The sequence below is a fragment of the Streptomyces zagrosensis genome, assembly GCF_014203645.1.
GTDB classification, from domain to species: Bacteria; Actinomycetota; Actinomycetes; order Streptomycetales; family Streptomycetaceae; genus Streptomyces; species Streptomyces zagrosensis.
Genome location: NZ_JACHJL010000012.1, coordinates 81,754 through 96,682, shown reverse-complemented (window position 1 = coordinate 96,682; position 14,929 = coordinate 81,754). Strand labels below are relative to the sequence as shown.

Sequence of the window (14,929 nt, the reverse complement as noted above, 5' to 3'; positions counted from 1 at the left end):
GGCCTCCGCGTAACCAACGCACCCGAGCTCCCCCCACCACACGCTCCCGCACGCGGACCACGCCTAGCACTCCAGTCAGAAATCGTTGCCTGAGCTGGTTGGCTTCGTTGTTCCGGGCATGGTGGGGGGTGGACGAAGCCGACCTGTGGGCTGAGGAGTTGGAGTCGGTGTACGTGCGGGTTGCGGGCTAGTTTTCCAGGGTGGATCTGCGGTGGCGGATGCGGGACTACGTGCGCGGTCTGCTGGCGCCGGTGGAACGGAAAAACGGCTGGCAGCTCGCTGAGTACGCAGGTCACCGCGGACCGGCCGGCTTCCAGCACCTGCTAAACGGTGCATCCTGGGACGCTGACGTGGTCCGGGACGACGTCCAGCACTACGTTGCCGAGCGCCTCGGCGCCACGGACGGGGTCCTGATCGTGGACGACACCGGCTTCCTCAAGAAGGGCGCCGCGTCCGCCGGGGTGCAAAGGCAGTACTCCCGCACCGCCGGCCGCACCGAGAACTGCCAGATCGCAGTCTTCGCCGCCTACGCATCGGCCAAGGGCAGGGCACTGGTGGACCAGGAACTGTATCTCCCGAAGTCCTGGACTGCCGACACCAACCGGTGCCGGGCTGCGAAGGTCGCAGACAGCCACAGGTTCGCGACCAAGGGCGCACTGGCCCGCGCGATGATCCTGCGGGCGCTGGCCTCACATCTGCCGATCGCCTGGGTGACGGGTGCTTACGGCCAGGAATGGCGCATGCGCTGCACCCTGGAAGAAGCCGGCGTCGGTTACGTCCTGGCCGTACCGAAGCCGCAGCAGTTGCACGCTCCCTTCGGCCATATCGACCAGGCCGTCGTTAAGGCCCCGAAGCAGGCATGGGAACGGCACTCCTGCGAAGACGGCGCCAAAGGCCCGCGAGTTTACGATTGGGCGACCGCCCGCCTACCGGCGATCGGTGTCTTCGATGGCGACCGGCCCACCCACCAGCGGTGGGTACTGAGCCGCCGCCACCTGGTCCGTCCGGACGAGATCGCCTACTACCTCGCCTACGCCCCGAACGGCACCAGCGTCGCCGACCTGGTCCGCATCGCCGGCTCGCGCTGGGCGATCGAGGAAGCCTTCCAAGCCGCCAAGAACGAATGCGGCCTCGACCAGTACGAGGTCCGTCGGTATCCGCGCTGGTATCGACACATCACCCTGGCCATGCTCGCCCACGCATTCCTGGCCGCAGTCGCAGCCCAGGCCACCGAAAGGGGGCCGCACAAACGACCCCACCAGCACCATCCGCTTCACGGTGGCAGAGATCCGCAGACTCCTGGACACTCTCTGGCCCCGCCCCACACCCCGCCTCGGACCAGTCGTCCACGCCCTGAACTGGTCCCTCTGGCGCAGACAGCACCAGGCCATCGCCCGCCGCTGCCACTACCGAAGAAGAACCAGCTCAGGCAACGATGTCTGACTGGAGTACTAGTCCCTGCCGTTCACATCGCGCGGCCCGCTGCGGCGGCGTGCCCGCGGCTTGCCCGCCGGGCCGCGCGTCTCACCCGCGCCGCGCCGTGTGGCCGGCCGGCTTCCCTTGCCTGGCTGCAAGCACCGAATGCGCCGTCGCTGCTGCGGCACCGTTGGCACTCCGTCAGTCGATGGGCTCTGGGTTCCTTGTGTCCCGGCGGCATGGTGCGCCGGTGGGGCCCCGTCTCCCCCGGATCGCGTGCCGCTCTCGCGTACGGCGCGCGCATCTCGCGCTCGCGGTGGCTGCGGTACGGGCTTGCGCTGTACCGTGCGCTCCCCTGTGGTCGGCGTATCGCCCGTAGGACGCCGGGTTTTGTTGTCCTTCCCCGCAAGGCGCCGTAGTTCTTCCCTTACGGCGCTCAGTACGGCGCTGTCCGCCGAACGCCCGGCCTGCGCCTCACGCAGGCACCGCCGCAGCGGCTCGGGATCAATTCCCTCGTTGCATGCCTGGTGCAGCAGCCTGGCGAAGACATAATCGGGGTCCGCGTGCAGAGCTCGACTGAGAGCGACCCGGGCCTCGGGCTCGTCGCCCAGTGACCAGGCAACCCAACCCGCCAGGGTGAGCGGCGCTGCTGCGTGGTCCGCATAGGCGCCCACGCAACGGCGGGCGAGCGCGCGCCACAGGCGTAGCGCGGGCGCCGCCTCAGGTCCTTCCATCCACTCAGCGGCCCGGTCGCGCGTGGCACGGTCCTGAATGCCGAGGATGATCTCCGCTGCCTCATCGTGTTGCAGGAGATGATCATCTCGGTCGTCGGCCGCCGAGCAGCCCGTCACCGGCTCGGCTTTCTTGAAACGTTCGAGGACCTGTCCTGCAACGTTGAGTGTCTTGCCGCGCACCGTCGCGCGGTCGGCGTCGCCGAGCATCTTGGGGACGAGGGCGGTGGCGGCCTCGTCCAGCGCTTGCTCCTGCTCGGGTGCTCGCGGTGCAGACAGCGGCGCTAGTCGATCCTCCATCTGTCGGAGCGAGCCGCGGACCTGAATTCCCGCATATGCGGCAGCGGCGGCCATGGCAGAGGTGCCGGGAAGAACGAGCGGTGTCCCTTGAGGAGGGCAACAGCGCTGGTCAGGGCAGCAGTAAGACCAGAAGGTGTCTTCCGAGATGCAGAGCGCCTCGTAGATGGGGGCTTCCAGGGCGCCGCACGCGAGGCGTAGCCGCTGGGCGAGCGGGCGCAGTCGCTCCATCACCTGCTGTCCGCTCTCGTCACGCGCGGGGTCTTGGCAAAGGAAGAGGACGACGCCAGTGATCTGGTGGCCACGTTGCCGGCTGCCGGCGATCAGGCATTCGGCGAGCTGGTCGCAAATTGCCGGCCAGTCCTGGGGCGTGGTGGGGATGCCAAGGCGCAGCCTGCCGCCGAAGCGACCGCGCTCGCCGTGCAGCGCAATCATCACCACGCTGTCCGTGGGATAGAAGCCGAGGAGATACGGGAGGGCATCGGCAAGCTCGGCCGGACTGCGGAGCGTGATCTGGCCCAGGTCTGCGGAGTGCGAAGACTGCGGGTGGGGCGAGTCGGAGGAGCCGGACGGGCTGAAGGGTTCGTTGCGGTTCGTCATGGCCCGAGAGTCGCGTGATCGGCAAGATCTCACCAGCCCTGTGGATAACTCGTAGATCGCCATATTGTCGTACTAATTGCATGACGGACAGAGTTATCCACAGGTTGCGAGACTCGTCCGCGCGATGCCGAGGAATCAGGTTGCATGGGTGCCGACGCAGGGGATCGGCCTGCTCCGAGATGGTGTGGCTGGCACTGCGCCGTCGCAGTCAGGTCCAGCCGGCCCTCAAGGAGTAGCCCTCGTCGCGAGGGCGCGGAGTAACCATGCCCGAGATCACCCGAGACTGCCGGGAGCCGTCCCAGTTCTGGTGTGGACGCTTGGACGGCCCCCACCCCGGCCGTGAACTGGGGTGCAGTCGCGACGGTGAGTCCGGTTGCAGTCATGGGGGTGAACTGAGTGCAGTCGTTGGCGTTCTCGCCCGTGAGGGTGGCGTTCTCGCCCGTGAGAGTGGAGGCAAGTGGACAGCCGGTGCCGGCATCGGCGCCGGCCAGGCGCCACGTGCTGGTCAGACCGCCCCGTGCTGGTCAGACCGCCCCGAGGCAGCCCGGGCGCCAGATTGAGGGCTTCTTATCGAGTCCCAGGGGCGTGCTGGTGGGCACGTACGACGGTGCGATGTAACGGCAACGGCCGGGCGGGGGCGGTATTCGCCGCGTTCAGGTTGTCGAAGAGGGCGCCACAGCGGCTCAGTACCAGGGCCGCTGTGGCCAGGTCGCCGCCGACCGAGAACCCGACTTCCAACTGGGCATGATTAGGAGCCGAGTTGAGTGGGCGGGGTGTCCTGGCCAACGTGAGGACGCCGCCGCCCCAGGCCTTCACCACGCCCACAGAGGCAGGAAGCTCAGCCTGCCGCAGCGAGGACCAGCGGGAGAACCTGGGCACTGCCTGCCTGGCGGAGCAGACGAGCAGTGACGGCGAGGGTCCAGCCGGAGTCGGTGTAGTCGTCCACGAGGAGGACGGGGCCGGGAGAGTGAGCCAGCGCACCAGCCAGCTCCTCAGAGACGGTGAAGGCTCCGGACAGCGCACTGACGCGCTGGGCTGAGTTGCTGCGACGTACCGCATGCGCGCCGCTCGGCCCGGTGTACGTCAGGCTTCCCAGGAAGGGGAGGCGGCCAATGGTCGCGAGTCCTTGGGCGAGGGAGCCGACCAGTTGCGGACGGGCCAGGGACGGCACAGCGACGATGCCCACCGGTCGGGCAGCGGCATCTGGGGCATTCGACGCCCAGCCGCCCGGGGAGCGCGCCCAATCGGCGAGGACCGCCACCGCGGCCTGCAAGACGTCGTCGGGGACCGGCCTATCGGGCGCGCTCTCCGCCAACAGCGGGCGTAGCCGGTTGCCCCAGCCGATGTCCGAGAGCCGTCCCAGGGCGCGGCCGGTGGAACACTGCTCCTTGGCCGGGATACGACCCTTGAGATCGATGCCCAGGGCGGACATGCCCGTCGGCCACATGCGGCGCGGCTCAACCTCCACGCCCGGGCGATCCAGTTCCTTCGCTGCCCCCGACAACGTCTCAGCCGTAACAGATGAATCGGCCCAGGCTCCCGCGCAGTTGTCGCAACGGCCGCAGGGGGCCGCCCCCTCGTCGTCCAACTGCTGGCGCAAGAACTCCATCCGGCACTGGGATGTACTGACGTAATCCCGCATGGCCTGCTGCTCGGCCGCGCGCTGCCGAGCTACCCAGACGTACCGCTCGGCGTCGTAGACCCACGGTTCACCGGTGGAAGTCCAGCCACCCTTCACTCGTTTGACGGCCCCGTCCACGTCAAGCACCTTGAGCATGGTCTCCAAACGGGTGCGCCGGAGGTCAACGAGGGCCTCCAGGGCCGGGACGGACAGCGGACGCCCCGCATCGGCGAGGGCGGCCAGGGTCTGACGGACCTGTGCCTCGGGCGGGAATGCGGTGTCGGCGAAGTAGCGCCAGATGGCCTCATCCTCCTGGCCCGGCAGCAGCAGCACATCAGCATGCTCAACCCCGCGGCCCGCGCGCCCCACCTGCTGGTAGTAGGCAATCGGCGAGGACGGTGAGCCCAGATGAACGACGAAGCCCAGGTCCGGCTTGTCGAAGCCCATGCCGAGCGCGGACGTCGCAACCAGCGCCTTGACCCGGTTCTCCTGGAGATCGATCTCGGCCTGTAGCCGATCGGCGTTCTCCGTGCGCCCCGTATAGGAGGCCACCGTGAAGCCGCGCAGGCGAAGAAAGGCGGTGGCCTCCTCGGCTGCGGCGACGGTGAGGGTGTAGATGATTCCGGAGCCCTCCAGCTCCTCCAGGTGCTCGGCAAGCCAGGCCAGGCGATGCGCGGCAGCAGGCAACCGGACCACACCGAGTCGGAGACTTTCGCGCTCCAGCGGACCGCGCAGCACCAGTGCCTCGCCGGCACCGGTCCCCAACTGCTCGGCCACATCCGCAGTGACTCGCGCGTTGGCGGTCGCGGTGGTGGCCAGCACCGGCACACCGGGGGCAAGCTCAGCGAGCATCGCCCGCAACCGGCGGTAGTCCGGCCGAAAGTCGTGCCCCCAGTCGGAGATGCAGTGTGCCTCATCGACCACCAGCAATCCGGTCGTGGCCGCAAGCTTGGGCAACACCTGATCACGAAAATCCACAGAATTAAGGCGTTCCGGGCTGACGAGGAGAACGTCGGTCTCGCCGCGCTCGACCTCCTTGTAGATGGTGTCCCACTCTTCCGGATTGGCCGAGTTGATGGTGCGCGCCTGGATACCGGCCCGCGCCGCCGACGCCACCTGGTTGCGCATCAGCGCGAGCAAGGGCGAGATGATCACCGTGGGGCCGGAGCCGCGTCGGCGCAGCAGCGCGGTGGCCACGAAGTACACCGCCGACTTGCCCCAACCAGTGCGCTGCACCACCAGAGCACGCCGACGCTCCTCCACCAGAGCCGCCACCGCCTGCCACTGGTCCTCCCGCAACCGCGCAGCACCCCCAGGGCCGCCGACTAGTTCAGCGAGGATGGCGTCGGCTTCGGTGCGGAGCTCCAGGTTGTCCATGCCTCCATGCAACCCGATAGCTAGGACACTCGGCCACTTCGCCGGGCGTGACGGGGAGCTCACCGGTGGTCCACCAACCACCTACCGAACGAGAATGGCTGGCGCGACTACTCGGCCACAACGTTCTCAATGGCCATGTTTACGCAGGTCAAAGGCTCCGTTCCGGCGGATGCGTGCTTGGTGCGGTGGCCCCGAGCGGCTGAATACTTGCGATGTCCGCGATCAGATGTTGCCTGAGGTCTCCGCGTCCACGGGGCGGCTGGTCGTCGATGAGGCGCACCGCCTCCGCGACCGGGGCCGTGGCGTCCGCCTGGACTGTCGCAGGCTGCGCATGGTGCTCACCGCTCTGCCACCGGATGGGCCCGCACCGGCCACCGCGATGACCGCAAGCGCACGCGTCAGCACGGCCTCGCCGAACGACCGGGTGCCCGGGTGCCCGGGTGCTCCGGCAACGTTGGGCGCGAACACTGGTACTCCGCGGGGCCGCTGGACCGAGCCTGAGCTCAGGCGTGCTACATCTACCGACCACGGCACGCCGTCTGCCCTGAGCCCGTGCATAGCCGGGTGGCCACCTGGCCTGCCCACTCCAGCGCCCTCGATGGAACCGCATCGCTCCCGGCTGGCCCCTCACGGCAGCCGCCCCGCTGCTACCGCAGGCCGGCGCCCGGGAGCTGTTTCCACTGGTCCTCGCGGTGCGGGGATGCCTAAGGACAAGATTTGTAGCACCAACGACCAGAAATAAAGGCCACATATGGCCGGATAGCGGTCAGTCTCACCAGCTGTTCATTGCCGCCCGCCAGCGTGACCGCGAAGATTGGATCGGCTCCCCGGTCGTCCCGTTCCCCTAGCTGGGCACTTCCGTGGTGCGTGCCATGCCCGCCGCCCTGCCCAGCTCGGGCACAGAGAGGAAGGGAGGACCGTGACCTTCGGTTTCGCCCCACCCCCTGCATACGATCCCTCCCACCGCCTGGGCCGCATACTCGAACCCGCCGAGTGGGCCGCCGCCAAAATCCCCCTGCTCTCCAACCCTCGCGAACTGGTCAGCGGCCTACACGCGCGCCATCTGCCCCTACCGTCAACTGCGGTGGTCGGGGTGCTCCACCAAGATGGTCGGCTGGCGGCCAGCGCATCCTTCCGCCAGCGCAGCACGGACGCCGACGGGTGGGAGTTGCGCAACGGACTGCTGGCACGGCTGCGTCGGATCATCCCGCACGACCTGCGGTTGCGAGCCCCGGTGCGTACGGCGGTGCTGCTGTACTGCCGGGAGGGTAGCGGGAACTGGACCGAGGAAGACGGCGCGTGGATGTGGGGACTGCGCGACGCGTGCACCCTGCACGGCCTGCGCTGCGGTGCGTACATCACGATGACGCCTAGTGGCTGGCAGGTACTGGGTGAGGGGCGCAGCGGTCGGCGCCCCTACGCAGGGTCCCGGCGCGAAGCGTTCGCGGCGGAGGCGACGGAGATCTCGGTCGATGGTGCGGCCAGCCGCAACGTAGACGGCGCAGCCCCCGGCGGACTACAGCACTCGGCCGCTTGCTGACCCGCACCCCGTACGCGCCGGGGCCAACTACCACCGTGCGCCCAGGCGACACACCGCTGTCGCTGAGGGGCCGCACATACTTTTCAGTCGGCGCACGCCACTGGCCGGACGCCCCCTTCACGAGGGAGCGCCCGGCCGGCGTACATCAGGTTGGCGCGGCTGGCCCGCGGGAGCTAAACGCCCGCGGTAAGCATGCTGTTGATCCGCTGCGGGTCGCCGCAAACGATGAGCAGTACACCGGCACGGGACATCGCCTTGGGCAGCAACTGGGCCACGGCGTCGTCGGCGCCACCGTTGACGGCCACGACCACGACCGGACGGCCGCTGGCGCGGCCGGCGTCAGCGGCTGCGTAGAAAACGTCATCGCCTGCGTCGTGCTGCGCCCAGTACGACGCCTCGCCGAAGGACAGCTCGTGCGCCGCCCACGGGTGCGGATCGCCGGTCGTGAGCACCAACACCTCACCGGGTGCACGGCCGGAGTCGAACAGCAGGTCAACGGCTTCGTCCGCGGCGTCCAGCGCCCCCTGCTCAGAGGCGGGGATGAGCTGGATCTGCGGCGTAGTTGACACCTTGGACGGGACGGCGGCGGGGACCGACGCGGGCCGCGCAGCGTCCGAGGACGTGCGCTGCGCCGGGGTCGCCGGGCCTCGGTTCGATCCGGGACGACCGGGCCGCATCGGGACGGGCCGGGGGCCAGGGCCGGGAACGGGACGGGGGGTCGCCGCTGCATGGCCGGAAGCCGGCGCTACGCGGGGACCCGGGACACTCTCGTGAATCTGAGGCTCCTCGGGGATGAGAGGCATGTGTGATGTCTATCAAACGCCGACGCGGGTCGCGCCGGCGGGTGGCCGGTTGGGCGATTTAGGCCCCTGTGAAGTCGAAACCGAGCTGGCCTTCGCTCTCCAAGTCGGCGATTTCCGGAGCGACTCGGGGCCGCTTGAGGTGCTGCCAGCGCGGCAGCGAGTCCAGGTAGGCCCAGGACAACCGGTGATGCACGGTGGGGCCCAGTTCCTCCAGGGCGGCACGGTGCGTGGGCGACGGGTAACCCACGTTGTCTTCAAAGCGGAACTCAGCACAGCCGACGCCCAGTTCCGCCATCATCGCGTCCCGCTGCACCTTTGCCAGCACGGAGGCGGCGGCTACAGCGATGCACGACTGGTCGCCCTTGATCACCGTTCGGACCCGCCAAGGTACGCCGAGATAGTCGTGCTTGCCGTCGAGGATCACCGCGTCGGGCCGCACCGGCAGCGCGTCCAAGGCACGTGTCGCGGCGAGCCGCAGCGCCTCGGTCATACCCAACTTGTCGATCTCTTCGGGCGATGAGTGGCCGAGTGCGTGCGCGGTCACCCAGGTGGCCAGCACCGCGGCCATCTCCGTACGGCGATCCCGCGTCAGTAGCTTGGAGTCGGTGAGTCCGGTGGGCGGGCGGCGCAACCCGGTGATGGCGGCGCAGACGGTGACCGGACCAGCCCACGCTCCACGGCCGACCTCATCGACTCCGGCGATGATTTTGGCTCCGGTCGTGGCGCGCAATGAGCGCTCGACGGTGTGGGTGGGCGGTTCGTAGGGCATGGCGAGGCTAAGACTACGCCGCTTGGGTCAGCGAGTGTCCACCCGGAGGAGGAAAGCATCACGCGCGCCGGCCTCTCACTGCGGCTGCTGCCAGTGATTCGGCCGCAAGCCGTGCCGCGTCGGGAACGGCCATCGCAGGCATCGGCAAGACCTGGGAGCTCGCGATCACGCCCGACAGTTCGTACGGCGGAAGCATCCGTGGGCCCGATGGTCCGCTTCGGCTTCGGCATACGTTTGCACTTCGTCACCCTCATCCTCACCGTCGCTGTCACCGCTGTTTGCAGTGTTGCCCGACACGAAGCGGGGGCGGCATCCGGGCTGCTCAATGCAATGCAGCAGATGTGCGGTGCACTCGGGCTTTCCATATTGATGACGTTTGATGACGATCTTCACCTCCGCGAGCCTGTGAGGACGAAGCCGAGGCCGAGGAGCAGCCTCCTTCTTCCTGACCGGCTGACCGGCTGGCTGGCAGCACTACGGAACAGAGGGCCGATGCGGTCCGAGGCGAGGCCGGAAAACCGCCCGTGTCATGGGGTCACGAGGCGATGACGCGCGGCACCTCGCATGCCTCTCTTCAGCGCGGCCTCGGCGCTGGTGGGCGTCACCTTCGTGGTGAAACTGTTCATGATCAAGGTGTGCCAGAGCCACATTGAGGCACTGAGCGGCACCGCGGCGAGCGCGAGACCGGCGGCACCGCCATGCCATCAGCGGACAAACCAGCGTGCAACCGGCGTGCGAACCGATCACAAGGCGCCGATCCGCTCCCGTGGCCCCGACGCGTAGCGCTCAGGGGCCACCGGGCCCCGTGGTCGGCGGCCCGAGCGGCGCCTTGATCAGCGCGCCGTGGCGGGCACCCAGTCGGGGAGTTTCTCGGTACGCTCCTGCCACGTGGCGGGTGGGGCACTTTGCACTCTGGCCGCGACGATGCCACCGACGATCGCGCAGGTGGTATCCACGTCGCCGCCTGCTTGCGCGGTCGCCCAAAATGCCTGCTCGTAGGAAGCGAGATGACCCGCCGCTGCCCATAGCGCGAACGGCACCGTGTCATGCGCGCTCGTACGGCGCCCACAACCAAGCACGGCGGCGACGGTGACGGGGTCAGCGAAGTCGAGCATGTCGCGGGCGCGCCGCACCCCCGCCTGGACCGCGCTGCGCGGCACCAGCGCCACCACCTCATCCAGCAACCGCTCTGGCTCCTTGGGTCCAGCCGGGTCGGCGACCAAGGCCGCAGCAGCCGCTACCGCCATTGCTCCCGCCACCGCCTCTCGGTGCTGATGCGTGGTGTACGCGGAGATCTCCGCCTGATGGGACGCCTGTTCGGGATCGCCCGCATACCAGGCACCTAGCGGGGCGATGCGCATGGCGGCGCCGTTGCCCCAAGAGCCCTGGCCGTTGAAGAGTCCGGCGGCCAGTTTGCGCCAGTCCGCCCCCTCCCTGACCAGTCTCAGCATCCGATTCACCGCCGGACCGTAACCGCGGTCGAAGTCGTGGTGCGTGGCGAACGAGGCGGCGAGCGCGTCCTGATCGATGCGGCCGTGCACCGCCAAGATGGCCAACACGGAGCAGGCCATCTCGGTGTCGTCGGTCCACTGCCATGGGCCGGTCGGCAACGCGCGTGCTTGAAGGGAGGGATAGTTGGCGGGGACGAAGAACTGGGAACCGAGGGCGTCGCCCACGGCCAACCCGCGCAGGCTCGCGTGGGCACGTTCGAAGCGGTCAGCGGTCATCGCAGCGAACTCTAACCGGTAGCGGATACGGCTCAGGGGTGCACCAGCGCTCGAAGGGCCGGTCAAGGCGGTACCGTCCGTCGTCGCCCAGCACCAGGGACCGATATTCGGCGTTGCCCGGGTTGGACAGCGCCTCAAACTCCGCGACGCTCCAGTGAAACCAGCGCATGCAGAACAACCGCATGGTCAGACCGTGAGTCACCAGCAGAACGTTGGACGGGTGACCAGGGTCTTCGAAGCTGCGCCACAGACTCTCCAGGAAGGCACCCACCCGGTCGTATACATCAGCGCCGGACTCGCCCTGCGCAAACCGGTAGAAGAAGTGGCCGTATGCATCGCGGTACGCCTTCTGCCTGCGAACATCGTCTCGGTCCTGCCAATTACCCCAGTCCTGCTCCCGGAGCCTCGGCTCCTCCCGTACCCGCGTCCGCGAGGGGTCAAGACCCAGCAGATGAAACGTCTCGTGAGTGCGGCGGTACGGGGAGACATACGCGGAAATCTCCTCGTTCGCGAAGGCCTTCTGTAGTTCGGCACCCGCTTCGGCGGCCTGTTGCTGGCCTTTGGGCGTCAGGGCCAGCGCATGGTCAGGCTCTCTTTCGTAGACGGTGTCATCGACGTTTCCCTCGGACTCGCCGTGCCGGACAAGGACAATGCGCTGGGGTCGTGCCATGCGGCCACCCTAGATCGACCATCGTTCGACTGCCGTGGGGACGGTTGCAGGACCGCGCGTCCGGACAGCACGAACAGCAGTGATAGCAAGTGATAGCAGTGACAGCGGTCAGCCGCCGGCCAGTCGCCCGTCGCGTATCTCACGGTGAGCGCCGGTGAAGCGGCTGCGCAGCAGCCGGTCGTGGGAGACCACCACCAGAGCACCGGACCACCTCCCAAGGGCCTCCTCCAACTCCTCAACCAAGCTGAGTGCAAGGTGATTGGTCGGCTCATCGAGCAACAGCAGATCCGCTGGCCTGGCCATCAATCGGGCAAGCGCCAGGCGGCGGCGCTGGCCAACCGAGAGGGAGCCCACCGGCACATGCAGATCGCGTGCGCGAAACAGCCCGTAGGACAGCAGCCGCTGGGCGTGTTCCTCAGGCCCCTCCGGCAGGCCCCGACCAAATGTGGCCAGCAGCCGCTCCGTGGGGTTGTCCACCGGTATCTCCTGGGCGAGGTAGCCGATCCTTCCTCGGCGTATCACCCGGCCCTCGTCCGGCTGGATCACTCCGGCCATGACCCGCAGCAGCGTGGACTTACCCGCCCCGTTGGCGCCGTGGATCAGCAGTCGCTCCCCGGCGCGCACCGACAGGGCGTCCACGGTGAGCCGATCGGCCACTCGCACGCCGCTAAGGCCCACGAGCTCCCCGCCTGCCGTGCCCGCCGCAGGCGTGGCGGTGAACCGCAGCGGGTCCGGCGGCCTGGGCACCGGGTCCTCGTGGAGCCGGCGCAGCCGTTCCTGCACATTGCGCACCCGGGTGGAGACCGATGCTTGGACACGGCCCTTGTCCCGGTCGTAGGCCATCTTGTTGCCGTCTTTCCTCGCCCGACCGGGGGCGACGCGTGGGGCGGTGGTGACGGCGATCTCGGCGAGCGCGGCAGTCTGTGCGCACCACTGTTCGTAGGACTGTTCCCAGCGGCGACGGGCTGCGGCCTGTTCCTCGACGTATGTCGAGTACCCGCCTCCGTACCGCACGAGTGCGCACCGCTCACCGTCCACCTCCAGGACAGCGGTGGCTACCCGCTCCAGGAAGACCCGGTCATGCGAGACCGCGAGCACCGTGCCCAAGTGAGCCCGCAGGGCGCCCTCCAGCCAGGTCAGCGCCGCGGTGTCGAGGTGGTTGGTCGGCTCATCGAGCAGCATCACCTCGGGGGCGGCTGCGACCATACAGGCCAACCCCAGCCGGGCCTGCTCACCGCCGGAGAGCCCGCCAAGGCGTCGCTCGCGGCCGATGTGCGCGAGGCCCAGGCCATGCAGGGCCTTGTCCACACGAGCATCGGCCTCATACCCACCGCGCTCCTCGAATGCAGCGAGCAGTTCGCCGTATTCCGCCAGCTCCTGGGGGCCGGCCTCGCCAAGGATCTGCTCCAGCGCACGCAGCCGTCGCTCCATGGCCCGCAGTTCGTCCAAGGCCTGGTCTATCGCATCGCCAACCGTACGGTCCTGGGGTAGTTGCGGAGCCTGCCCGAGGTAGCCCGCCCCTCCCTCGGCGACCGTGATCACCACCCCCTCATCGGGCCGGTCCACGCCGGCCAGCAGGCGCAGCAGAGTGGACTTGCCTGCACCGTTTTCCCCGACGATGCCGATCCGCTCGCCCGGACGGACGGAGAAGGACACAGCATCGAGCAGCAGTCGGTCCCCACGGGAGACGGTGACGCCGCGCAGTGAGATTTGAGTAGGCAACCGAAATCCTCCAGACTCAGCGACCAGGCTTCAAATGCAACCGTTGTTGCGTTACGATCAGCATGACACACTCGCCCGACCTAACGCAACGGGAGTCGCAATTGAATCGAGAACCTGCCGATCAGCTGCCGGGGACCGTACGTCCCGGCGGGCGCACGGCCCGCACTCGGGCGGCCGTCCGCGACGCCGTCCTCACTGGCCTCTCGGATCACGGCTATCCGGGCCTGACCGTCGAGTACGTCGCGGAGCACTCAGGGGTTCACAAGACCACGCTGTACCGGCGCTGGGGCAGCGTTGACGGTCTGATCGCGGACGCACTCGACCTCGCAGGGGAGGATTCCTGGTCACCGCCGGACACCGGCACCCTCGAAGGCGATCTACGTGCTCTGGCCAACGAGGTCACGGCCACCTTCGGCGACCGCGCCACAGCCGCCGCGCCCTCAGCGTTTATCGCCGCGGCCTTCCAGTCGGAGCGTGCCGCACAAGGGCTGCGTGCCTTCTACCGCGAGCGGTTCAGCCGGTGTGGGCCCTTGATCAGCCGGGCCATCGAGCGAGGCGAGGCTCCCCTTGGCACCGACGCCGAAGCCGTCGCGCGCGCCGTCTCAGCCCCTCTCTTCTTCCGCGTCTTCGTCACCCACGAACCCCTAGCCCCCCTGCACGCCGAACAGAGCGCCCTTGCCGCGCTCGTCGCGACCCGTGCCGGGGCCTATGTGAGCGCGCCTACCGCCCCTGCCGGGACTGCCACCTCACCAACAGGCCCGCACACCACCACCCCGCAAACTGACGAGGAAGCCCGGCAACGTGCCACCGAAGCCGACGCTCCGAAGCGCACCGATGACCAGAGGGAGGCACCCCTCACGCAAGAACCAGCCGGTCTCGGCGGAGCCGGCTCGCCACGGCCCGCCAAGGCCTCCGCGCGACCTGATCAACGCAGCAGGTGAGGCGGGTGACACCGCGGCGCACAGCCCGCCATGCGAGGGAAGCCTCGGCAGCCGCCGCGGTCTATCCCGCGGTGTGGCACACCCGTTTCCTCACACCGTCCACGACGGCTCCGTTGCGACAACGTCGCCGGCTAGCGCGGCGATATCCACGTCCACCTCGGCCCGGGAGCCGAGCCTTTGCACCCGCTCCTCCCGGTATTTGCCGTGTTCAGCCGCCGAATTCCACATCGACAGGACGAGGAATTCGTTGCCGGGAGCATGACCGAATACGCCGCGGAGCATGCCGGGTGACCCAGCCATGGCCGGGTTCCAGACCTTCTCCTGCATCAGGGTGAAGTGCTCGACCCGGTCCGCGTGCACCTGGCAGTGCGCGACCCGCACCACGTCCACATCGGTGAAGCGGGGCTGGAAGCCCACCTTCACGTCGAACTGCCGCTCAAAGAGCAGCACTTGCATGTCCTTGTACGTTCCGGCCTGGCCGGCCGCCAGCCGGTCATGCGATCGCGCCATGAAGGAGTCGTAGAACGCCCTGCTTTCCCAGAAGCCGAATATGTGCGCCACGTCCGGACGCTTACGGCTCCACCCGCCACCCTGCCCACGGAAACCCGGCTCGCCGAGCAACCCCGCCCATTTCCGCTGCCCACGCTCGAACCCAGGACGGTCCACGACGGAACAGCGAATCCACTTGACCAGCACCGCGCCATCGTACGGCCCA

The 14,929-nt window shown here is 68.5% G+C and carries 10 protein-coding genes and 2 pseudogenes; 3 read left to right on the top strand and 9 right to left on the bottom strand.

Annotation, left to right across the window (positions count from 1 at the left end):
• Positions 1-200: 200 nt before the first annotated feature.
• A pseudogene (locus FHS42_RS22205) lies at positions 201-1,357 on the top strand (IS701 family transposase).
• Between the two features lie 94 nt (positions 1,358-1,451).
• Here FHS42_RS22205 and FHS42_RS22200 read toward each other — a convergent pair.
• Both FHS42_RS22200 and FHS42_RS22195 read right to left on the bottom strand, forming a co-directional pair.
• Positions 1,452-3,044 carry a DUF4192 domain-containing protein gene (locus tag FHS42_RS22200; RefSeq protein WP_184574626.1) on the bottom strand — a complete coding sequence of 531 codons (1,593 nt, stop codon included), beginning with the start codon at positions 3,042-3,044 and terminating at the stop codon, positions 1,452-1,454.
• An 838-nt stretch (positions 3,045-3,882) separates the two neighbouring features.
• Positions 3,883-6,042 carry a RecQ family ATP-dependent DNA helicase gene (locus tag FHS42_RS22195; RefSeq protein WP_184574624.1) on the bottom strand — a complete coding sequence of 720 codons (2,160 nt, stop codon included), beginning with the start codon at positions 6,040-6,042 and terminating at the stop codon, positions 3,883-3,885.
• A 919-nt stretch (positions 6,043-6,961) separates the two neighbouring features.
• On the opposite strand from FHS42_RS22195, the gene FHS42_RS22190 reads away from it, so the two are divergent.
• Positions 6,962-7,582 carry a hypothetical protein gene (locus FHS42_RS22190; protein ID WP_184574622.1) on the top strand — a complete coding sequence of 207 codons (621 nt, stop codon included), beginning with the start codon at positions 6,962-6,964 and terminating at the stop codon, positions 7,580-7,582.
• A 173-nt stretch (positions 7,583-7,755) separates the two neighbouring features.
• On the opposite strand, the gene FHS42_RS22185 is transcribed toward FHS42_RS22190, so the two are convergent.
• The 6 genes from FHS42_RS22185 to abc-f form a co-directional block, all read right to left on the bottom strand.
• On the bottom strand, positions 7,756-8,385 hold the full coding sequence (locus FHS42_RS22185) for a hypothetical protein (protein WP_184574620.1): 630 nt from the start codon (positions 8,383-8,385) through the stop codon (positions 7,756-7,758).
• A gap of 58 nt (positions 8,386-8,443) precedes the next feature.
• On the bottom strand, positions 8,444-9,154 hold the full coding sequence (gene rnhB / locus FHS42_RS22180) for a ribonuclease HII (protein ID WP_184574618.1): 711 nt from the start codon (positions 9,152-9,154) through the stop codon (positions 8,444-8,446).
• 165 nt (positions 9,155-9,319) lie between these two features.
• Positions 9,320-9,547, bottom strand: a complete 228-nt coding sequence (locus FHS42_RS22175; protein ID WP_184574616.1) for a hypothetical protein — start codon at positions 9,545-9,547, stop codon at positions 9,320-9,322.
• Between the two features lie 440 nt (positions 9,548-9,987).
• Positions 9,988-10,881: an ADP-ribosylglycohydrolase family protein gene (locus tag FHS42_RS22170; protein WP_184574614.1), complete on the bottom strand. Its 894-nt coding sequence runs from the start codon at positions 10,879-10,881 to the stop codon at positions 9,988-9,990.
• Entirely contained in the window at positions 10,871-11,551 is a 681-nt protein-coding gene (locus tag FHS42_RS22165; protein ID WP_184574613.1) for a histidine phosphatase family protein, read from the bottom strand. The genes FHS42_RS22170 and FHS42_RS22165 overlap by 11 nt, the downstream gene beginning before the upstream one ends.
• A 108-nt stretch (positions 11,552-11,659) precedes the next feature.
• Positions 11,660-13,273 carry a ribosomal protection-like ABC-F family protein gene (abc-f, locus tag FHS42_RS22160; RefSeq protein ID WP_184574611.1) on the bottom strand — a complete coding sequence of 538 codons (1,614 nt, stop codon included), beginning with the start codon at positions 13,271-13,273 and terminating at the stop codon, positions 11,660-11,662.
• Between the two features lie 62 nt (positions 13,274-13,335).
• Here abc-f and FHS42_RS22155 point away from each other — a divergent pair.
• A pseudogene (locus FHS42_RS22155) lies at positions 13,336-13,998 on the top strand (TetR/AcrR family transcriptional regulator); the annotation flags it as partial.
• Between the two features lie 306 nt (positions 13,999-14,304).
• Here the strand turns inward: FHS42_RS22155 and FHS42_RS22150 are convergent.
• Positions 14,305-14,910 (bottom strand): YdbC family protein, encoded by a 606-nt coding sequence (locus tag FHS42_RS22150; protein WP_184574607.1) that lies wholly within the window; start codon positions 14,908-14,910, stop codon positions 14,305-14,307.
• Positions 14,911-14,929: the final 19 nt, after the last annotated feature.

What these genes read in the sequence shown, in the direction of transcription:
- rnhB (WP_184574618.1), bottom strand. Translation starts at nt 9,154, where the DNA reads ATGCCCTACGAACCGCCCACCCACACCGTCGAGCGCTCATTGCGCGCC.
- FHS42_RS22185 (WP_184574620.1), bottom strand. Translation starts at nt 8,385, where the DNA reads ATGCCTCTCATCCCCGAGGAGCCTCAGATTCACGAGAGTGTCCCGGGT.
- FHS42_RS22195 (WP_184574624.1), bottom strand. Translation starts at nt 6,042, where the DNA reads ATGGACAACCTGGAGCTCCGCACCGAAGCCGACGCCATCCTCGCTGAA.
- FHS42_RS22200 (WP_184574626.1), bottom strand. Translation starts at nt 3,044, where the DNA reads ATGACGAACCGCAACGAACCCTTCAGCCCGTCCGGCTCCTCCGACTCG.
- FHS42_RS22165 (WP_184574613.1), bottom strand. Translation starts at nt 11,551, where the DNA reads ATGGCACGACCCCAGCGCATTGTCCTTGTCCGGCACGGCGAGTCCGAG.
- FHS42_RS22170 (WP_184574614.1), bottom strand. Translation starts at nt 10,881, where the DNA reads ATGACCGCTGACCGCTTCGAACGTGCCCACGCGAGCCTGCGCGGGTTG.